The sequence below is a fragment of the Pseudomonas sp. LBUM1679 genome (assembly GCF_059695565.1).
The window spans coordinates 6,568,890-6,588,739 of record NZ_CP166774.1; the positions used below are offsets into that span (position 1 = coordinate 6,568,890).

Consider the following 19,850-nt stretch of genomic DNA (forward strand, 5'->3'; position numbering starts at 1 on the left):
GATCTATGTTGAATGCAAAATCTGCAAACAACAGAGAACCTGTGGGAGCGGGCTTGCCCGCGATGAGACCCTCAGCAGCAACACAAATCATTGGGTGCGCGGCTGATCCGGCAGCAACACCGACGAGTGCTCCGGTACAGCCCCGCCATCCTCCGGCTCATCCACATGACGCGAGGGCATCAAAACCTGCTGTGGATAAGTCTGCGCGAAATGCACCCACGGGCTGTTATCCACAAGCTTTTTCAAGCGCTGATTGAACGCCCGGCTCACCGCATATTGCCCGCCCGACACGGTGCGGAACTGCGCCGTCAGTACCACGCCGTTGAGGTCCATCTTGTCGACGCCAAACACATCCAGCGGCCCTTGCAGGTTGTACTTGAGGAACGCGTCGTCACGGATCGAATCACCCGCCTCGCGGATCAGTTCGATGGCCTTGTCCACGTCAGTGTCGTAGGTGAACTGCACCGAGAAAAACGCGTAAGCGAATTGTCGCGATTGGTTGGTCACCGCCTTGATCTGGCCGAACGGCACCGAGTGCACGAACCCCTTGCCGTCACGCAGGCGCAACGTGCGGATGGTCAGGCCTTCGACCGTACCGGCGTGACCGGAATCGAGCACCACCCAGTCGCCGATCGACAAGGTGTCTTCAATGATGATGAACAGCCCGGTGATGACGTCCTGCACCAGTTGCTGCGAACCGAAACCGATGGCCAGGCCGACCACCCCGGCACCGGCCAGCAGCGGCGCGACGTTGATGCCCAAGTTGGCCATGGTGGTGATCGCACAGATCACCACCAGGATGATTTTGATCGCGTTGCGCAGCAGCGGCAGGATGGTTTTGACTCGCGTACTGGGTTGCGCCGCGCGTTTGTTGACCGGCGGTTTCAGCGCTTCCTGGATCGCCGTATCGAGTACCACCCAGAGCAGCCAGGTGACCAGAAAGATAAGCCCGATGCTGCTCAACGAATCGCTGATCGCCCGGCCCACCGAGTTGCGCTCGGCAAACTCGAACAGCGACACCCCCCAGATCCGCCCGAGGATTTCAATGAAAGCCACGGCCATGACAATCCGCGACAAGGCGTGCAGCAGGCTGAGAAACCGTTCCTTGTAGGCGCTGCTGCGCTTGAGCGCTTCGGCCTGGCTCGACTTGAACATGTGCTGGAAGATCGTGCTGAGAAATACCGTGGCAATCAGCAAAATGGTGGTGAACAGCGCACAGCGCAGCGCCTTTTGATTGTCCTCGCCGACGCCGATCAGGTTGATCGCCGAGACCATGACCATCAGCAGAATCGGCCAATACCAGAGCCCGGAAAAAATCCGTAGCGATTCCTGCAGCGAAGGCTGTTTGAGGCGTTGGGCCAGCGGTCGATTGCGGATCAGGTGCGCCACCGGGCGACGCAGGCGGATCACCAGCAAACCGAAGATGATCGAGGCGAACAGACCGGTAAACACCGCAATGCTGCTGGTGATGTTGCCGCCCAGTTGCCGGGCGATTTGCGGGCTGGTCAAGGCGTCGCTGAGCGCTGCGAGGAAGCCGATCAGGAACAGCGGTTTGGGGCAGTAATCGCGTATGAGCTGCACCGCCGTGCGCTTGTGTCCGGTGTTGAACATGACAATCACGCAGAGCAGCATCGAGGTGGAGAAAATGCCGCTGCTGGTGGCGTAGGCGAAGCACAACGCCAGGGCGCGCCCGACCGAGGCTGGCAGGAAGTGGCTGATATAGAGCGTCAAGGGCAGGCAGATCACGGCCGGCAAGGTGTAAGGCAGCAAGTAGGTGAGCAAGTCCTGGCTGCGTTGGCGGGTCCGCAGCCAGCGCCCCTGGTTCAGGCGTTTGGCGAGAATGCCACCGAGTACGGTGAGCAAGGCAAAGACGCCGAGCCAGACCCCGGACAACATCAGAAAATCACCCGCCACGCTCCAGCCTGAACGACTCGAGGGCCGATTGACCAGCTTGTCCACTTCATCCACCGCCCGATCGGCCCGCAGGCGCCAGGCGTCGACCAGGTTTTCGTTGAGGTCGAGCTTGTCCTGAACGTCGTCGATGCTGGAGCTGATGGCCCCGAGCAGACCGCCCTGCACCAGTGGTTCGGGCTTTGCGGCTTCCTCGGCGACGGCGGGAACACCCGGCAGCGTGGCGGCTTCCAGCTCGTTGCTACCCAGAATCAGCAACGCCCCCAGTAGTATCGCGGTCTTGAATTTGAGCAAAACGCGGAGCTCCTTGAAAAGGGTCTGTTAGGAACTGATTGGTAAATGGCGGTCAAGTTCACCGTATAGGAGCCGGCTTGCTGGCGAAGGGGCCCTTGAACATTTTGGTGTAGTTGAGACCGCCTTCGCCGGCAAGCCGGCTCCTACAGGGGACCGCGTGATCCCGGCCGGGCGATCTTTGCGCCCAGATCAAATATCAAATGCCCATCTCTCTATTTTTCCGCACAACCGAAACCCCGACACTGCGCTCCATCAACCAAATCCACCGGAGTTGCAGCCATGCCCATTGCCTTGCTCGCGCTGACCCTCAGCGCCTTCGCCATCGGGACGACAGAGTTCGTCATCGTTGGCTTGTTACCCACTATAGGCGCCGACCTCGGCGTCAGCCTGCCGTCCGCCGGGCTGCTGGTCAGCCTCTATGCCCTGGGTGTTGCCATCGGTGCCCCGGTATTGACTGCCCTCACCGGTAAAGTCCCGCGCAAATTGCTGCTGTTGTCGCTGATGGTGCTGTTCACCCTCGGCAATCTGCTGGCCTGGCAAGCACCCAGCTACGAATCGCTGATCATTGCACGGATCGTCACCGGTCTGGCCCACGGGGTGTTTTTCTCGATCGGTTCGACCATCGCCACCAGCCTGGTGCCAAAGGAAAAAGCGGCCAGCGCGATCGCCATCATGTTCACCGGCCTGACCGTGGCGCTGGTCACTGGCGTGCCGCTGGGGACCTTCATCGGTCAGCATTTCGGCTGGCGTGAAACCTTCCTCGCCGTGTCCGCGTTGGGAGTGATCGCTTTTATCGGCAGCCTGCTCTATGTGCCGAAGAACATCACCCACAGCAAACCGGCCTCGCTGCTGGAGCAATTGCAGGTGCTCAAGCAACCCCGCTTGCTGCTGGTGTATGCCATGACCGCAGTCGGCTACGGCGGATCATTCATCGCGTTTACCTTCCTGGCGCCGATTCTTCAGGACATTTCAGGTTTCAGCGCCGGCACTGTCAGCCTGGTGTTGCTGGTTTACGGAATCTCGGTGGCGGTCGGTAATATCTGGGGCGGCAAACTGGCAGACAAACATGGCCCGATCAGCGCCCTGAAAATCATTTTCGCCCTGCTCGCCGCGGTACTGTTCGTGCTGACCTTTACCGCGGGCAACCCATGGTTGGCCCTGGCGACCGTGCTGGTCTGGGGAGCAGTCGCGTTCGGTAACGTACCGGGCCTGCAGGTTTATGTAGTGCGCCAGGCCGAACACTACACCCCAAATGCAGTGGATGTGGCTTCCGGGCTGAACATCGCCGCCTTCAACCTCGGCATTGCCGGTGGCGCCTGGGGCGGTGGATTGATCGTCGCTCATCTGGGCTTGATCCATACCGCGTGGATTGGCGGGCTGGTGGTGCTGGTGGCGCTGGCGTTGACTGCCTGGAGTGGTCGTCTCGATCGCCTCGGTCCGGTGTATGTGCAACCCGCTGAAGGCGCCACCCGCGTAGTCACCGGCCACTGATCAACCCCCTGTGGGTGCGAGCTTGCTCGCGATGATGGCGGCACATTCAACAGGGATGTGACTGATGGACCGCTATCGCGAGCAAGCTCGCTCCCACATTAGAGCGTTGGTGTTCTTCAGAGTCTGTACCGTCCGTAATACCGTCGAAACTTTATCCCTCGCCCCGCAGTCATCAAAAGACTAGGGCAGTCCGAGGACCATTAGACGGGAGGCGATATGGCGGCGATTCACATTGGCATTTCAGGTTGGCGGTACACGCCCTGGCGGGGGGATTTCTACCCGAAGGGACTGACCCAGAAGCGCGAATTGCAATTCGCGTCGCGGGCCGTCAACAGTATCGAAATCAATGGATCGTTTTACGCCCTGCAACGGCCCGAACATTACGCCCAGTGGTACACCGAAACGCCGACGGGCTTCGTGTTCAGTGTCAAAGCGCCACGCTTCATCACCCACATCAAGCGCCTGCGTGACATTCACACACCCCTGGCGAATTTTTTCGCCTCCGGGGTGCTGGAACTCAAGGACAAACTCGGTCCGATTCTCTGGCAGCTCCCGCCCAACTTCAAATTCAACGCTGAACTGTTCGAGACCTTCCTGCAACAACTGCCGCACGACACCGAACAGGCCGCCGCCCTCGCCCGTCAACATGATTCGCACGTGGATCACGCCAGCATGAAGGCTTACAAGAACAAGCCTTTGCGTCATGCCGTGGAAATTCGCCACGAAAGCTTTATCGACCCGGCCTTCGTCCGTCTGCTCAAACGCTACAACACCGCCTTGGTCATCGCCGATACCGCGGGTAAATGGCCATATCGCGAAGACATCACCAGCGACTTCGTCTACCTGCGCCTGCACGGCGCCGAGGAACTTTACGCCAGTGGCTACACACCACAAGCGCTGAAACGCTGGGGCGACCGCATCGAGGCCTGGCACCAGGGCAATCAACCGAGCGACCCACAGTTGATCGCGCCGAAGCAAAAGCCCAAGGTGCGCAAGTCCCGCGAGGTGTTCTGCTATTTCGACAATGACATCAAAGTTCGCGCGCCCTTCGATGCGCGCAGCCTTCTGCAGCGTTTGCATCTCGATAAAACCCTCGCCACTGTCCCCGGTGAGCCCGCTGCCGAAGGAGTGCTGCCATGAATAGTTCCGAGCAGCTCAGCGTATCGGATGATCAGCCACACACCATTGCCTCGGTACGCCGCTTCACCGTACTGACGGTCAACACCCACAAGGGATTCACCGCCTTGAACCGGCGCTTCATCCTGCCCGAATTGCGCGAAGCGGTACGCAGCGTGTCCGCCGACGTGGTGTTTTTGCAGGAAGTTCACGGCACCCACGAGCATCATCCGGCGCGTTACAGCAACTGGCCGGAAATGCCGCAGTATGAATTCCTCGCCGACACCCTGTGGCCGCAGTTCGCCTATGGGCGCAACGCGGTCTACCCGGCGGGGGATCACGGCAATGCGCTGCTGTCGAAATTCCAGATCATTCGCCATGACAATCTCGACGTTTCCATCAGCGGCCATGAGAACCGGGGCATCCTGCATTGCGTGCTGCGCCTGCCCGGCGACGGTCAGGAAGTGCACGCCATTTGCGTTCACTTGGGTCTGCGCGAAAGCCACCGTAATGCACAGCTGAAGCTATTGGCCAGCCGTCTTGCAGAGTTGCCGGCCGAGGCCCCGGTGGTGGTCGCCGGTGACTTCAACGACTGGCGCCAGCGCGCCGACGCGCTGCTCAAGCCCTGTGGTCTGCGAGAAGTGTTCGCCGAACTCCACGGTAAACCGGCACGCAGTTTCCCGGCGCGCCTGCCGGCGTTGCGCCTGGACCGCATCTATGTGCGCAATCTCAAGGCCAGCCGACCGCAAGTGTTGGCGGCGCGCCCCTGGTCCCACCTTTCCGATCACGCACCGCTGTCGGTGGAGATCGAGCTATGAGCAGCCCGTCGATGGAAAAAACCAGCGTGGAACACTTATCCACAACCCCAGCTGTCCGTGAACCCGGCACGGTCGACGTCGATTACGGCTGGCAGGGCAACAATCTCGTGGAGTTGCTGGAAAACGGCGAAGCTTATTTCCCTCGGGTGTTCGAGGTCATGCGCCAGGCCAAGAGTGAAATCCTCCTGGAAACCTTCATCGTGTTCGAGGACAAGGTCGGCAATGAACTGCAGCAAGTGCTGATCGATGCCGCCAGACGCGGCGTGCGGGTCACCGCCAGTCTCGACGGTTTTGGCTGCGGCGAACTGAGCACCGCCTTTCTCGCGGCGTTGAGCGAGGCCGGCGTGCGCATTCAGATATTCGACCCGGCGCCCAAGCATCTGGGCATCCGCACTAACTGGTTCCGCCGCCTGCACCGCAAGATTGTGGTCGTAGACGGCACGATTGCGTTCATTGGCGGGATCAACTTTTCCGCCGACCATCTGGCTGACTTCGGTCCCGAGGCCAAACAGGACTATTCGGTGGAAGTGCAAGGCCCGGCCGTGGCCGACATCCATCACTTCGCACTGCTGCAAAGCGGCCGGCCGGCCCGGGCCAAATATTGGTGGCAACGTCGCCGGCAGCGTCGCCAGGAACTGGCCTTCACCGATCACGACGGCCAGGTGCGTCTTGTCTATCGCGACAACGGCGAGCACACCACCGATATCGAAGAGGTTTACCGCCAGGTGCTGCGCAGCGCCCAACGGCGCGTGGTGATCGCCAACGCCTACTTCTTTCCGGGTTATCGCCTGCTGCGCGAAATCCGCAATGCGGCCCGGCGTGGCGTCGATGTGCGGCTGATTCTGCAAGGCCAGCCCGACATGCTGGTGGCCAAACTCGCGGCGCGCATGACCTATGACTACCTGCTCAAGTCCGGCGTGCAGATTTATGAATATTGCGACCGCCCGCTGCACGGCAAAGTCGCGCTGGTGGATGAGGACTGGAGCACAGTGGGGTCGAGCAACCTGGACCCGTTGAGCCTGTCCATGAACCTGGAAGCCAACGTGTTGATCCGCGATCGCGCCTTCAACCGGATACTGTCCGCCCGCCTCGAGGACCTGAGCGACAATCACTGCAAGGCCATGTCCGCAGACAAGTCACCCCGCGGACGGGTCTGGCACATGACTGTCGGCTTCCTGGTGTTTCACTTCCTGCGACACTTCCCGGCCTGGGCCGGTTGGCTGCCGGCGCACAAGCCACGCCTGAAACCTTTTTCCCATACCGCCCGGAGTGACACTTGATGAGCCACTCTGAGACGCAACCGGCGACCCACGCCGATCACCCGCACAAGTCGCGCTGGAGCCGCTGGAAAAAACCGCTGACGATGCTGTTTTTCCTGGCGCTGATCGTACTGTTCACGATGCTCGCGCAGCGCATCGAATGGGATGAAGTGTTCAACAACCTCGCTGATTTCAAGGTACGCACGCTGATCATCGCGTCCGGGCTGACCGTGGTGAGCTTTCTGGTTTACGCCTGCTTCGACCTGATCGGCCGTACTTACATCCGCCAGGACCTGACCTGGAAGCAAATCCTGCCGGTGGGCATTATCAGCTACGCCTTCAACCTCAACCTGAGCGCCTGGGTGGGTGGCATCGCCATGCGTTATCGCCTGTATTCGCGACTCGGGGTGAGCAAAAGCAACATCGCGAAGATCCTTGGCCTGAGTCTGGCGACCAACTGGTTCGGCTACATGGTCATTGCCGGTGCCGTGTTCACCAGCGGACTGGTGCGGATGCCGCCAGGCTGGAAGCTGAGCACCGGCGCGCTGCAAGGTGTGGGCGTGTTGTTGCTGTTGGTGAGCGCGGGATACCTGGTGGCGTGTCAGTTTTCCCGGCGCCGGGAATGGTCGATCCGCGGAGTGGAGATCAATCTGCCGTCCCTGCGCATGGCGATCTTGCAACTGGCCCTCGGGGCGTTGAACTGGTCGCTGATGGCGGCGGTGATTTTCACCCTGTTGCCGAGCAAACTGGACTATCCGTTGGTGCTTGGGGTGCTGTTGATCAGCGCAATCGCCGGAGTGATCACGCATATTCCTGCCGGGCTTGGGGTGTTGGAGGCGGTGTTCGTGGCGCTGCTGCAACATGAGGTTTCAAGGGGGAGTCTGGTGGCAGGGTTGCTGGCTTATCGGGCGATTTATTTCATCTTGCCGCTGTTGATTACGGTGGTGATGTATCTGATCGTGGAAGCCAAGGCCAAGTCGCTGCGGATCTCAAAGAAACCTTCTTGAGCGTTGTGGCGAGACGGATGCCGTCATCGCGAGCAAGCTCGCTCCCACAGTTGATCGGAGCTGGTCAAAGATCCTGAGATCGACACAAATCACTGTGGGAGCGAGCTTGCTCGCGATTGATCGCAAGAACACCACCCGGTCAACTGGATTGAATAATGCTCAACCGCTCACCCACCACCATCTCTGTAATCCAGTCCACCAGAATCGAGGTATACGCCTGTTGCGAAATCGGGTCGCTCAAGGCGTGGTCCGACCCGTCGATAATCCGGTGTGTCAGGGAATGCGTCTGTTGACAGGCCGCCCGGTAACTCATGATGGTGGCGTGCGGCACATAGTCATCGGTTTCGGACTCGACCAGCAGCACATCCCCGGTAAATTGCGAACAGGCATGCAGCGCACGATTGCCGTCGGCGCGAACCAGCGTGCTGCGGTAGTCACGCAGGTCGGGCTTGTCCAGGTCACGCTTGGGTGTGTTCCATTGATCGTCGCGATACAGCGCCGGCACTCGCAACGCCAACCAGCGCACGGGGCGCAACGACGTCAGGATCGACGCCAGATACCCCCCATAACTGGTGCCGACCACGGCAATCGCCGAGGTATCGAGCGCCGGATGGGCCAGCAACCGGTCATAAGCCGCCAGCAGGTCGCGCAGGTTGTCCTCACGCGTCACCCGTGTCAGCGGAATGCCTGTGCCCCCAGTGTGCCCGCGCAAGTCGAACGTCAGGCAAACGCAACCCAAACCGGCGATGCCTTTCGCCCGTTCCAGGTCGCGCTCCTGGCTGCCGCCCCAACCGTGCACGAACAGCACGCCCGGGACTTTTGACTTGGGGCTGAGAAAGGTCCCGGTCATCTGTTCATCATCGATGTCGATCTGAATGGTTTCGCTTCTAGCCGTCATAGGATTTAACCGTTACGTACTTGAGTAGAAAATCACTGTTTTGCGCCGGCCCGCGGTAGACCTCGATGGCGTCCGCGGGCAGGGGCTGATCGATGTAAGTTTCCACCGAAGACACGCGAATCGCACGCATCCCCGGATCGTTGACGAAGCTCTGCAACGCTGCCACTTCAGCACTGCTGGCACCGCCCATGCGCCAGGATTGCTCCAGTACGCCGCTGCGCGGCTTGCCGTTACTGTCCAGTCCCTGGGCAATGTCGTAGTTGCGCCGCGAGGCGTAGAAACCTGGATAAGATTCATCCGCGGCGCTGTCGAAGACCTGCGCTTGCCAGATCGCCAGCCGCACATCGTCAGGCAGTGCCAACTCGAGCAAGTCCTCGTAATAACCCTGCACCACGAGCAGATTGGAGCCTCCATAAACCTGCTCGCCTTGACCGTCTTCGGTCAAGTATTGATCACCGCAGTAACTCAGCACCCTGCCGCCGATGAAGCTCTGGCCGACGCTGTGGGTGATGACATTGTCCAGATCCTGCTCGAGCACCACGCCTTCGGTGAACAGCGTTTCGGCATCGGGCCGGGCAAGAATCGCATCAAACTGGTCGAGGCTTTTGATCACTTCCTGACCGCGTCCGGCGCAGGCATGGATGGGCTTGAGGCGAATGGGACCGGTGTAGAGCAGGTGTTCTGCCGCAGGACGCGCATCGTCCAGAGAAAAAACACTGAGACCATCAAGCACAACACTGCGCACGCGCTCGGAAAACAGCGACGACCACCCTTGCGGGGCGTGAGCATTTTTACTGCGCAACCCGTGGCTGATGGCTTTGGTGCAGATGAAGTCATGGTCGACGTAACCACCCCACAAATCATCCGGCCCTTTTACGCCCAACTCCAGGGCGGCGGCGGCGCCGACCAGGGTTTGGGTCGGCAACAGATAAAGGTCATGGCCGCGGTGTAATCCAGGGTCGTAACTGCCACCGAATTTGAGCCCGAGGATGTGCGCCAGCCAACGGGCCAGCGCGCGATTGGTTTCGACTTCGTGCAGTGGAGCGCCGGGGTGCACCGAATGGGCGACCACCAGTTTCTTGCGGTTTGTTGGGGTCATGCATCCCCCTTCAATCGGCGTGATGAATGTAGTTTCAGGGGTGCAGAGATCAGGCCAAGGATGGCTGGCACGAAACGGTTTTCAAATCAGGCAGTTGTGGGGAGGATAATGGCATTTAGCCTGTTTGATTCTGCACGACCTCGGTTTCAACTCCTGCATTCTGCACGACTCAAACTGTGGGAGCGAGCTTGCTCGCGATGGGGCCATAACATTCAACATTGATGCTGCCTGACAGATCGCTATCATTGGAGCGCCGCCCGGAGCAAGCTCGCTCCCACAAGGGGCCTGGGGTGATCCCCTTACCGAGTTGCGGCAGTTGGAGACACCCCAAACCGCGCCCGATAATCACTCGGCGCCAACCCGGTAATCTTTTTGAACATTGCCCGAAACGCCCCAGGATCCTGATACCCGACGGTCCAGGCGATATGATCGATAGTGCCATTGGTGAACTCAAGCATTTCCCGGGCCTTGCCGACCCGCAGATGCTGGCAGTACTCGGTGGGTTTCAAGCCGGTCGCCGCGCGGAATCGGCGCAGGAACGTGCGCTCTTCCAGCCCTGCCCGCTCGGCCATCGCCGTCAGCGACACATCGGTCGCGCCAGTGCTTTGCAGCCAATGCTGAACCTTGAGTATCGACGCATCGCCATGGCTGAGAATCGGGGAAAAATTGCTGCCGCACTCGCTCGCGCTGTCGCTGTGTTCGACCACCAGGAACCGCGCGGTGCTGGTGGCGATGCTCGGTCCGAGCAGACGGTCCACTAGACGCAAACCCAGCTCGGACCAGGCCATCAAGCCGGCCGTCGTAATCAAGTCGCCGTCATCGACGATCGGCGTATCGGCCTTGAGCCTGATCGCCGGATAACGCTCGGCGAACGTCTTGGCCGAGGTCCAGTGGGTGGTGGCGCTGCGACCGTCGAGCAGGCCGCTTTCGGCCAACAGAATCGAGCCCACGCAGACGCCACCCAGGATCGCGCCATTGGCATGTTGCTGACGAAGCCAGCGGATCAACGCCCGGGGTGCCTGGCCTTCGGAAAAACCGGCGATAGACGGGGGTATCAATACCGCAACCAATGCGCGGTCCAGGACGGGATGGCTGTCATAGACCCGCTCGGGGACCTGCTCGCCATCGACCTGCCAATGGCTGACCCGCAACTGCGGCAACTGCGCACTCTGGTGCTCGGCGGCAATCCGGTTCGCCACGGCGAACAAGTCTGTCAGCCCGTGCACCGCGGCCATCTGCGCGCCGGGATAGATCAGCACACCCAGTTCGACGATTGCCCTTTCTGCATCCATTGTCAGTTTTCCCCCTGTTATTGTCGGTGCGGCCAATCCTCGGGCGGCCTGCCTGCCCCGATACTTCATTCCACACCAAGACACACTTCGAGGAAACAATCATGGCCAAGCAAGCACTCATCGTAGTCGATATCCAGATCGACTACTTCCCCCAGGGCAAGTGGCCACTGGTCGGTGCCGACGCCGCTGCGGACAACGCCGTACGCTTGCTCAAAGCCTTTCGCGACGCCGGTGATTCGGTGGTGCACATCCGCCACGAGTTCGCCTCCGACGATGCACCGTTCTTCACCCCCGACTCCGAAGGCGCGAAGCTGCACCCCAAAGTCCTCAACCGCGCCGACGAGCCGGTCGTACTCAAGCACTTCGTCAATTCGTTCCGCGAAACCGAACTGAAATCGATCCTCGACGAGCAAGGCATCAAGGAACTGGTGGTGGTTGGCAGCATGAGCCACATGTGTGTCGACGGCATCACCCGCGCCGCAGCCGACATGGGCTACACCGTCACCGTCATTCACGACGCCTGTGCCTCCCGCGATCTGGAATTCAATGGTCTTACCGTTCCGGCAGCCCACGTACACGCGGCCTTCATGTCGGCCTTGGGTTTTGCCTATGCGAGCGTGGTGTCCACCGACGAGTTCCTGGCCGCCAACGGCTAAAACGCCCTAAAAACCAAAAGGCCAGTAGCGCTCGCCCGTTATTGGCCTTTTGGTAAACCTGGCTCAGGACCAGACAACCACAAGACTTACCGCTGAAAAGCCGGATAATGGCGGCCAAATCGTCTATCCCGTTATTCTGGTAATCCCCCATGGAAATCAAGGTCAACTTTCTCGACAACCTTCGGCTTGAAGCCAAGTTCGATGACTTCACGGTGGTGGCCGATCAACCTATCCGCTACAAGGGCGATGGCTCGGCACCGGGTCCGTTCGACTACTTCCTGGCTTCGTCGGCACTGTGTGCGGCGTACTTTGTGAAGTTGTACTGCAGCACGCGCAATATCCCCACCGATAACATCCGCCTGTCGCAGAACAATATTGTCGACCCGGAAAACCGCTACAACCAGATTTTCAAGATCCAGGTCGAATTGCCGGCGGACATCTCGGACAAGGACCGCCAGGGCATCCTGCGTTCCATCGACCGTTGCACCGTGAAAAAAGTGGTGCAAGCCGGGCCTGAGTTTGTGATCGAAGAGGTGGAAAACCTCGACGCCGATGCCCAGGCGTTGCTGATGCCTGCTGCTAATTCCGAGACAGGCACCTATATCGCGGGCAAGGATCTGCCGCTGGAGCAGACCATCGCCAATATGTCGGCCATCCTGGCGGACCTGGGCATGAAGATTGAAATCGCCTCGTGGCGCAATATCGTGCCCAATGTGTGGTCGCTGCATATCCGCGATGCGCACTCGCCGATGTGCTTTACCAACGGCAAGGGTACGACCAAGGAAGGCGCGTTGGCGTCGGCGTTGGGCGAGTTTATCGAGCGACTCAACTGCAACTTCTTCTACAACGACCAGTTCTGGGGCGAAGACATCGCCAATGCAGCGTTTGTGCACTACCCGGATGAACGCTGGTTCAAGCCTGGCCGTAAAGATGCACTGCCGGCCGACATTCTCGACGAGTATTGCCTGAAGATTTACAACCGCGACGGCGAGCTGCGTGGCTCCCATCTGATCGATACCAACTCGGGCAATGAAGAGCGCGGCATCTGCTCGCTGCCGTACGTGCGCCAGTCGGACGGCGAAGTGGTGTATTTCCCGTCCAACCTGGTTGAAAACCTGTTCCTGAGCAACGGCATGAGTGCCGGTAACACCCTGGCCGAAGCCCAGGTGCAGTGCCTGTCGGAGATCTTCGAGCGCGCGGTCAAACGCGAAATCATCGAAGGTGAATTTGCCCTGCCCGATGTGCCGGCCAATGTGCTGGCGAAATACCCCGGGATACTGGCCGGGATTCAGGCGCTGGAAGAACAGGGATTCCCCGTGCTGGTGAAAGATGCCTCCCTGGGTGGTGAATTCCCGGTGATGTGCGTCACGCTGATGAACCCGCGTACCGGCGGTGTATTCGCCTCGTTCGGTGCGCACCCGAGCCTGGAAGTGGCGCTGGAACGCAGCCTGACCGAATTGCTGCAGGGTCGCAGCTTCGAAGGCCTCAACGACTTGCCCCAGCCGACGTTTGAAGGCCATGCGGTGACCGAGCCGAATAACTTCGTCGAGCACTTTATCGACTCAAGCGGCGTGGTGTCGTGGCGCTTCTTCAGCTCGAAGTCGGATTACGAGTTCGTCGAGTGGGACTTCTCCGGCCAGGGTGAAAACTCGAATGCCGAGGAAGCCGCGACCTTGTTCGGCATTCTCGAAGGCATGGGCAAGCAAGTGTACATGGCGGTCTACGAGCATATCGGCGCTAAGGCCTGCCGCATCCTGGTGCCGGACTATTCGGAAATTTATCCGGTTGACGATCTGATCTGGGATAACACCAACAAGGCGCTGTTCTTCCGCGCCGATATCCTGAACCTGCATCGCCTGGACGAAGACGAACTGCGAGCGCTGGTCGAGCGTCTGGTGGAAAGCGAGCTGGACGACTACACCGACATCACCACCTTGATCGGCATCGATTTCGACGACAATACCGCCTGGGGTCAGCTGACGATCCTGGAGTTGAAGCTGCTGATTTATCTCGCCTTGCAGCAAGTTGAAGAGGCTAAAGAAGCGGTGGAAATGTTCTTGCAGTACAACGACAACACGGTTGAGCGTGGCTTGTTCTATCAGGCCGTCAACGTAGTGCTGGAAATGAAGCTGGACGAAGACCTGGAACTGGAAGACTACGAGGCCAATTTCCGCCGGATGTTTGGCAACGAACGGATGGATGCAGCGATCGGCTCGGTAGACGGCAGCGTGCGCTTCCATGGCTTGACGCCGACCAGCATGAAACTGGAGGGGCTCGATAGGCACCTGCGCCTGATCGACAGCTACAAAAAACTGCACATGGCTCGGGCTAACGTGACTGCTATGTAGGAGCGCAAAAGAAACCCCCCGACCAGTCAAGAGGACCGATCGGGGGTTTCGAGGCTAAACCTTACAAGAAAGTCTAAGTCGTATCCTAGAACGGGATATCGTCATCAAAGCTGTCGAAATCCGGAGCCGGCTGCGGAGCGGCCTGCTGCTGTGGAGCCGGACGCGACTGTTGCGGTGCCGACTGCTGCGGACGCGGAGCCTGTTGGCGTGGGGCTGGAGCGGACTGCTGGTAGTTATTGCCCCCGCCTTGTTGATCGCCCTGCTGTGGACGGCCGCCCAGCAGTTGCATGGTGCCTTGCATGTCGACCACGATTTCAGTGGTGTAACGCTTGATACCGTCTTTTTCCCACTCGCGGGTCTGCAGTTTGCCTTCGATGTAGACCTGCGAACCTTTACGCAGGTATTCGCCGGCGATTTCCGCCACCTTGCCGAACATCGACACACGGTGCCATTCGGTTTTCTCGACCTTCTGACCGGTTTGCTTGTCGGTCCACTGTTCGCTGGTCGCCAGACTCAGGTTGGTCACGGCGTTACCGTTCGGCAGGTAGCGAACTTCGGGATCCTGGCCGCAAGTGCCGACCAATATGACTTTGTTAACCCCACGGGCCATAACGTTCTCCTAGGCTTCGCACGCTGTCGCGGCCGGGTTGTTCACCAGACGCTCGAGGGTGGTGCGATCCAATAGTTCTGTGTCCAATTTGATGTAAATGGCCGCTTCATCCGCGACTATCACTGCATCTGTTACCCCTACGACGGCCATCAGGCGCTCGACCAGACCCGCTTCGCGGATTGCCTCGGGCGACAGCGGCAAGCGCAGGCTCGTGACGTAGGGAGGTTCGCGCATGGTAACAGCAAAGGCCAACCAGAGGGCAGCCAGCCCGGCGCATCCGAGGAAGACAACCGACAAACCGCCATGCTGAAACAGCCAGCCGCCAAGGATCCCGCCCAACGCCGAACCGAGAAACTGGCTGGTGGAATAAACCCCCATCGCCGTGCCCTTGCCGCCCGCTGGTGAAACCTTGCTGATCAGCGATGGCAGTGAAGCTTCCAGCAAGTTGAACGCGGTGAAGAACACCACCGTCCCTATCACCAGAGCCCGCAAGCTATCGCCGAACTGCCAGAAGAATAGCTCAGTGAGCATCAGCGTCAGCACTGCGCCCAGTAAAACTCGTTTCATTTTGCGTTTCTTCTCGCCGTAGATGATGAACGGGATCATGGCGAAGAAGGAAATCAGCAGCGCAGTCAGGTACACCCACCAGTGCTGCTCCTTGGGCAGACCGGCATTTTCGACCAGGGCCAGGGGCAGTGCAACGAAGCTCGACATCAACATCGCGTGCAACACAAAAATGCCCAGGTCCAGGCGCAGCAGGTCCGGATGCTTGAGCGTCGGCAGCAGCGCCTGACGCGCGACGCCGGACTCGCGATGCTGCAACGGTCCGGTGGAGCGCGGCACCATGAACATCACGATCAGGATGCCAAACAGCGCCATGCCGCCCGTGGCCAGGAACAACCCGGACAGACCGAAAGCGCGCGTCAGTAGCGGCCCCACCACCATGGCGACAGCGAACGACAGACCGATGGTCATGCCGATCATGGCCATGGCCTTGGTCCGGTGCTGTTCGCGGGTCAGGTCCGACAACAGCGCCATCACCGCCGCTGAAATCGCCCCGGCACCTTGCAGGATGCGTCCGGCAATCACGCCCCAGATCGAATCGGCATTGGCCGCCAGGACGCTGCCGAGGGCGAAGACGATCAGTCCCAGGTAAATCACCGGTCGGCGGCCGATGCGGTCGGAAATGAAACCGAAAGGAATTTGAAAAATCGCCTGGGTCAGGCCGTAAGCGCCAATCGCCAGCCCGATGAGGGCCGGGGTCGCTCCCGCCAGATCCATGCCATAGGTCGCCAGTACCGGCAACACCATGAACATGCCAAGCATACGGAACGCGAACACCAGGGCCAGACCGCTTGCTGCGCGTGTCTCACTGCCACTCATGCGTTCGCTGTGGGGATCGTGCATGGAAAAACCTCATGTGAACCGGCGGCGATTCTACCAGTCCCATCGATTGACGGGGTATATCGCGACGCTTTGACGCGCTCCGCTGACAGACTCTTCATGTAAGGCAACAATCCGCTCGTTTGATAGTGTGCATCCATCCAGTATTTGGCCGTATACTCCTACGTTTTCGACGCCCGCCAAGCGAGGCCACTTTGGACAAGATCCTGATTCGTGGGGCCCGAACCCACAACCTGAAGAACATCGACCTGACCCTGCCACGGGACAAACTGATCGTTATCACCGGCCTGTCCGGATCCGGCAAATCGTCCTTGGCATTCGACACGCTGTACGCCGAAGGCCAGCGCCGCTACGTCGAATCGCTGTCGGCCTACGCCCGGCAGTTCCTGTCGATGATGGAAAAGCCTGACGTCGACACCATCGAAGGTTTGTCGCCAGCCATTTCCATCGAACAGAAATCGACCTCGCACAACCCGCGTTCGACGGTCGGCACCATCACTGAAATCTACGACTACCTGCGCCTGCTCTACGCTCGCGTGGGTATTCCGCGTTGCCCGGATCACGACATTCCGCTGGAAGCCCAGACCGTCAGCCAGATGGTCGACCTGGTCCTCGCGCAACCGGAGGGCAGCAAGCTGATGCTGCTGGCCCCGGTAATCCGCGAGCGTAAAGGCGAACACCTGTCGGTTTTCGAAGAGCTGCGTGCACAAGGCTTCGTTCGGGCCCGGGTCAACGGCAGGCTGTGCGAGCTGGACGAGTTGCCGAAGCTGGATAAACAAAAGAAGCACTCGATCGATGTGGTGGTCGACCGCTTCAAAGTGCGCCCCGATCTGCAACAGCGTCTGGCCGAGTCGTTCGAGACCGCGCTGAAGCTGGCGGACGGCATCGCTCTGGTGGCGCCGATGGACGACGAGCCGGGTGAAGAGATCATCTTCTCCGCGCGCTTCGCTTGCCCGATCTGCGGCCACGCCATCAGTGAGCTCGAACCCAAGCTGTTCTCTTTCAACAACCCGGCCGGTGCGTGCCCGACCTGCGATGGCTTGGGCGTGAAGCAGTTCTTCGACATCAAGCGACTGGTCAATGGCGAACTGACCCTGGCCGAGGGCGCGATACGCGGCTGGGACCGGCGCAACGTGTATTACTTCCAGATGCTCGGGTCGCTGGCCTCGCACTACAAGTTCAGCCTGGAAGTGCCGTTCAACGAACTGCCGGCCGATCAGCAGAAATTCATCCTGCATGGCAGTGGCTCGCAGAACGTCGATTTCAAATACTTGAACGACCGTGGCGATATCGTCAAACGCTCGCACCCGTTCGAAGGGATCGTGCCGAACCTCGAGCGTCGCTACCGCGAAACCGAGTCGGCCTCGGTCCGTGAGGAATTGGCCAAGTTCCTCAGCACCCAGCCTTGCCCGGATTGCCGTGGTACCCGTCTGCGTCGCGAAGCGCGGCACGTTTGGGTCGGCGAGAAAACGCTGCCGGCGGTGACCAATCTGCCGATTGGTGATGCTTGCGAATATTTTGGCGTGCTGAAGCTGACCGGTCGCCGCGGTGAGATTGCCGACAAGATTCTCAAGGAAATCCGCGAGCGCCTGCAGTTCCTGGTCAACGTGGGTCTTGATTATCTGTCGCTGGATCGCAGTGCGGATACGCTGTCTGGCGGTGAGGCCCAGCGGATTCGCCTGGCCAGCCAGATTGGTGCTGGCCTGGTGGGGGTTCTGTACATCCTCGACGAGCCGTCGATTGGCCTGCACCAGCGCGACAATGACCGATTGCTCGGTACGCTCAAGCACCTTCGGGATATCGGCAACACGGTGATTGTGGTCGAGCACGACGAAGATGCGATTCGCCTGGCCGATTACGTGGTCGACATTGGCCCGGGCGCTGGCGTGCATGGTGGGCATATCGTCGCCGAGGGCACGCCGGCTGAGGTCATGGCTCACCCTGACTCGCTGACGGGCAAATATCTGTCGGGACGTGTAAAGATCGCCGTTCCAGCCAAACGCACTCCGCGCAATAAAAAGTTGTCGCTGTCGCTCAGAGGCGCCCGTGGCAATAACTTGCGTGATGTCGATCTGGACATCCCGATCGGCCTGCTCACCTGCGTGACCGGCGTGTCCGGTTCGGGCAAGTCGACGCTGATCAACAATACGCTGTTTCCGTTGAGCGCCACGGCACTCAACGGTGCCACGACCCTGGAGGCTGCCGCCCACGACAGCATCAAGGGCCTCGAGCATCTGGACAAGGTGGTCGACATCGACCAGAGCCCGATCGGGCGTACGCCGCGCTCCAACCCGGCGACCTATACCGGGTTGTTCACGCCGATTCGCGAACTGTTCGCCGGCGTACCGGAGTCCCGCTCGCGTGGCTATGGTCCAGGACGTTTCTCCTTCAACGTGAAGGGCGGCCGCTGTGAGGCCTGCCAGGGCGATGGCCTGATCAAGGTAGAGATGCACTTCCTGCCGGACATCTATGTCCCGTGCGACGTCTGCAAAAGCAAGCGCTACAACCGTGAAACGCTGGAGATCAAGTACAAGGGCAAGAGCATTCACGAAACCCTGGAGATGACCATCGAGGAAGCTCGAGTGTTCTTCGACGCGGTTCCGGCGTTGGCGCGCAAGCTTCAGACGCTGATGGATGTGGGCCTGTCGTACATCAAGCTGGGGCAATCGGCGACCACGTTGTCGGGGGGTGAAGCCCAGCGGGTGAAACTGTCTCGCGAACTGTCCAAGCGCGACACCGGCAAGACGTTGTACATCCTCGATGAGCCGACCACCGGCCTGCACTTCGCGGATATCCAACAACTGCTCGACGTCCTGCATCGTCTGCGCGACCACGGTAATACCGTGGTGGTCATCGAGCACAACCTCGACGTGATCAAAACGGCCGACTGGTTGGTGGATCTGGGGCCGGAAGGCGGTTCCAAGGGCGGGCAGATCATTGCTGTCGGCACGCCGGAAGAAGTGTCGGAGATGAAGCAATCGCATACCGGCTTCTATCTCAAGCCGTTGCTGGAGCGCGACAGGGCCTGAATCAGGCCCATGAAAAAGCCCCTGTCACGTTGTCGGTGACAGGGGCTTTTTGTTAAGAACCTGTAGGAGCCAAGCTTGCTGGCGATAGCGGTCTCATTGACGCCTTCGCCGGCAAGCCGGGCTCCTACAGTTCCGCAGCATCAGAACTGCGATTGCAGGTAATTCTCCAGCCCGATCAACTTGATCAAACCCAGCTGCTTCTCAAGCCAGTAGGTGTGATCTTCTTCGGTGTCATTCAGCTGAATACGCAGCATCTCGCGGCTGACGTAGTCCTTGTGCAGCTCGCAGAGCTCGATGCCCTTGCAGAGTGCCGCGCGCACTTTGTATTCCAGGCGCAGGTCGGCAGCGAGCATGTCCGGCACGGTGGTGCCGACATCCAGGTCGTCCGGACGCATGCGAGGCGTGCCTTCGAGCATCAGGATCCGGCGCATCAGGGCGTCGGCGTGCCCTGCTTCTTCTTCCATCTCGTGGTTGATACGTTCGTAGAGCTCGGTGAAACCCCAGTCCTCGTACATCCGCGAATGGATGAAATATTGATCACGCGCCGCCAGCTCGCCGGTCAGCAACGTGTTGAGGTAATCGATTACGTCTGGGTGGCCTTGCATCGCCCTACATCTC

At 59.9% G+C, this 19,850-nt stretch carries 15 protein-coding genes; 8 read left to right on the forward strand and 7 right to left on the reverse strand.

The window, feature by feature from the left end; all coding sequences use genetic code 11:
- Nucleotides 1-87 precede the first annotated feature (87 nt).
- Nucleotides 88-2,205, reverse strand: a complete 2,118-nt coding sequence (locus ACA062_RS30040) for a mechanosensitive ion channel family protein (protein WP_497454247.1) — start codon at nucleotides 2,203-2,205, stop codon at nucleotides 88-90.
- Nucleotides 2,206-2,484: 279 nt separating this feature from the next.
- On the opposite strand from ACA062_RS30040, the gene ACA062_RS30045 reads away from it, so the two are divergent.
- From ACA062_RS30045 to ACA062_RS30065, 5 genes are all read left to right on the forward strand, one after another.
- Nucleotides 2,485-3,696, forward strand: coding sequence for an MFS transporter (locus ACA062_RS30045; protein ID WP_497454248.1), 1,212 nt, complete (start codon nucleotides 2,485-2,487; stop codon nucleotides 3,694-3,696).
- Nucleotides 3,697-3,912: 216 nt separating this feature from the next.
- Nucleotides 3,913-4,836, forward strand: coding sequence for a DUF72 domain-containing protein (locus ACA062_RS30050; RefSeq protein ID WP_497454249.1), 924 nt, complete (start codon nucleotides 3,913-3,915; stop codon nucleotides 4,834-4,836).
- On the forward strand, nucleotides 4,833-5,630 hold the full coding sequence (locus ACA062_RS30055; RefSeq protein ID WP_497454250.1) for an endonuclease/exonuclease/phosphatase family protein: 798 nt from the start codon (nucleotides 4,833-4,835) through the stop codon (nucleotides 5,628-5,630). The genes ACA062_RS30050 and ACA062_RS30055 overlap by 4 nt, the downstream gene beginning before the upstream one ends.
- Nucleotides 5,627-6,910 carry a cardiolipin synthase ClsB gene (gene clsB / locus ACA062_RS30060; protein WP_497454251.1) on the forward strand — a complete coding sequence of 428 codons (1,284 nt, stop codon included), beginning with the start codon at nucleotides 5,627-5,629 and terminating at the stop codon, nucleotides 6,908-6,910. Before ACA062_RS30055 ends, clsB begins: the two co-directional genes overlap by 4 nt.
- Nucleotides 6,910-7,896: a lysylphosphatidylglycerol synthase domain-containing protein gene (locus ACA062_RS30065; RefSeq protein ID WP_497454252.1), complete on the forward strand. Its 987-nt coding sequence runs from the start codon at nucleotides 6,910-6,912 to the stop codon at nucleotides 7,894-7,896. The genes clsB and ACA062_RS30065 overlap by 1 nt, the downstream gene beginning before the upstream one ends.
- Nucleotides 7,897-8,035: 139 nt before the next feature.
- Here ACA062_RS30065 and ACA062_RS30070 read toward each other — a convergent pair whose 3' ends face one another.
- From ACA062_RS30070 to ACA062_RS30080, 3 genes are all read right to left on the reverse strand, one after another.
- Nucleotides 8,036-8,794 (reverse strand): alpha/beta hydrolase family protein, encoded by a 759-nt coding sequence (locus tag ACA062_RS30070; RefSeq protein ID WP_497454253.1) that lies wholly within the window; start codon nucleotides 8,792-8,794, stop codon nucleotides 8,036-8,038.
- Complete coding sequence (locus ACA062_RS30075; protein ID WP_497454254.1) at nucleotides 8,784-9,893, reverse strand: DUF3182 family protein; 1,110 nt, start codon at nucleotides 9,891-9,893, stop codon at nucleotides 8,784-8,786. Before ACA062_RS30075 ends, ACA062_RS30070 begins: the two co-directional genes overlap by 11 nt.
- A gap of 299 nt (nucleotides 9,894-10,192) precedes the next feature.
- Nucleotides 10,193-11,185: a GlxA family transcriptional regulator gene (locus ACA062_RS30080; RefSeq protein ID WP_497454255.1), complete on the reverse strand. Its 993-nt coding sequence runs from the start codon at nucleotides 11,183-11,185 to the stop codon at nucleotides 10,193-10,195.
- A 101-nt stretch (nucleotides 11,186-11,286) separates the two neighbouring features.
- Here ACA062_RS30080 and ACA062_RS30085 point away from each other — a divergent pair, with 101 nt between their 5' ends.
- Both ACA062_RS30085 and ACA062_RS30090 read left to right on the forward strand, forming a co-directional pair.
- The gene (locus ACA062_RS30085; RefSeq protein WP_497454256.1) at nucleotides 11,287-11,841 is read left to right on the forward strand and encodes a cysteine hydrolase family protein; all 555 of its coding nucleotides are present in this window, start codon (nucleotides 11,287-11,289) and stop codon (nucleotides 11,839-11,841) included.
- A 149-nt stretch (nucleotides 11,842-11,990) separates the two neighbouring features.
- Nucleotides 11,991-14,189: an OsmC domain/YcaO domain-containing protein gene (locus tag ACA062_RS30090; RefSeq protein WP_497454257.1), complete on the forward strand. Its 2,199-nt coding sequence runs from the start codon at nucleotides 11,991-11,993 to the stop codon at nucleotides 14,187-14,189.
- Nucleotides 14,190-14,274: 85 nt separating this feature from the next.
- Here the strand turns inward: ACA062_RS30090 and ACA062_RS30095 are convergent, their stop codons facing one another.
- On the reverse strand, nucleotides 14,275-14,799 hold the full coding sequence (locus tag ACA062_RS30095; protein WP_007896798.1) for a single-stranded DNA-binding protein: 525 nt from the start codon (nucleotides 14,797-14,799) through the stop codon (nucleotides 14,275-14,277).
- A gap of 9 nt (nucleotides 14,800-14,808) precedes the next feature.
- Nucleotides 14,809-16,206 carry an MFS transporter gene (locus ACA062_RS30100; RefSeq protein ID WP_497454258.1) on the reverse strand — a complete coding sequence of 466 codons (1,398 nt, stop codon included), beginning with the start codon at nucleotides 16,204-16,206 and terminating at the stop codon, nucleotides 14,809-14,811.
- Nucleotides 16,207-16,397: 191 nt separating this feature from the next.
- Here ACA062_RS30100 and uvrA point away from each other — a divergent pair, with 191 nt between their 5' ends.
- Nucleotides 16,398-19,232, forward strand: coding sequence for an excinuclease ABC subunit UvrA (uvrA, locus tag ACA062_RS30105; protein WP_497454259.1), 2,835 nt, complete (start codon nucleotides 16,398-16,400; stop codon nucleotides 19,230-19,232).
- A 140-nt stretch (nucleotides 19,233-19,372) separates the two neighbouring features.
- Here the strand turns inward: uvrA and bfr are convergent, their stop codons facing one another.
- Nucleotides 19,373-19,837, reverse strand: coding sequence for a bacterioferritin (bfr, locus tag ACA062_RS30110; protein ID WP_084319637.1), 465 nt, complete (start codon nucleotides 19,835-19,837; stop codon nucleotides 19,373-19,375).
- Between the last annotated feature and the right edge of the window lie 13 nt (nucleotides 19,838-19,850).

Bases quoted from the DNA above. Each gene is read 5' to 3' on its own strand.
- ACA062_RS30045 (WP_497454248.1), top strand. From the start codon at position 2,485: ATGCCCATTGCCTTGCTCGCGCTGACCCTCAGCGCCTTCGCCATCGGG.
- ACA062_RS30050 (WP_497454249.1), top strand. From the start codon at position 3,913: ATGGCGGCGATTCACATTGGCATTTCAGGTTGGCGGTACACGCCCTGG.
- ACA062_RS30055 (WP_497454250.1), top strand. From the start codon at position 4,833: ATGAATAGTTCCGAGCAGCTCAGCGTATCGGATGATCAGCCACACACC.
- clsB (WP_497454251.1), top strand. From the start codon at position 5,627: ATGAGCAGCCCGTCGATGGAAAAAACCAGCGTGGAACACTTATCCACA.
- ACA062_RS30065 (WP_497454252.1), top strand. From the start codon at position 6,910: ATGAGCCACTCTGAGACGCAACCGGCGACCCACGCCGATCACCCGCAC.
- ACA062_RS30070 (WP_497454253.1), bottom strand. From the start codon at position 8,794: ATGACGGCTAGAAGCGAAACCATTCAGATCGACATCGATGATGAACAG.
- ACA062_RS30075 (WP_497454254.1), bottom strand. From the start codon at position 9,893: ATGACCCCAACAAACCGCAAGAAACTGGTGGTCGCCCATTCGGTGCAC.
- ACA062_RS30080 (WP_497454255.1), bottom strand. From the start codon at position 11,185: ATGGATGCAGAAAGGGCAATCGTCGAACTGGGTGTGCTGATCTATCCC.
- ACA062_RS30085 (WP_497454256.1), top strand. From the start codon at position 11,287: ATGGCCAAGCAAGCACTCATCGTAGTCGATATCCAGATCGACTACTTC.
- ACA062_RS30090 (WP_497454257.1), top strand. From the start codon at position 11,991: ATGGAAATCAAGGTCAACTTTCTCGACAACCTTCGGCTTGAAGCCAAG.
- ACA062_RS30095 (WP_007896798.1), bottom strand. From the start codon at position 14,799: ATGGCCCGTGGGGTTAACAAAGTCATATTGGTCGGCACTTGCGGCCAG.
- ACA062_RS30100 (WP_497454258.1), bottom strand. From the start codon at position 16,206: ATGCACGATCCCCACAGCGAACGCATGAGTGGCAGTGAGACACGCGCA.
- bfr (WP_084319637.1), bottom strand. From the start codon at position 19,837: ATGCAAGGCCACCCAGACGTAATCGATTACCTCAACACGTTGCTGACC.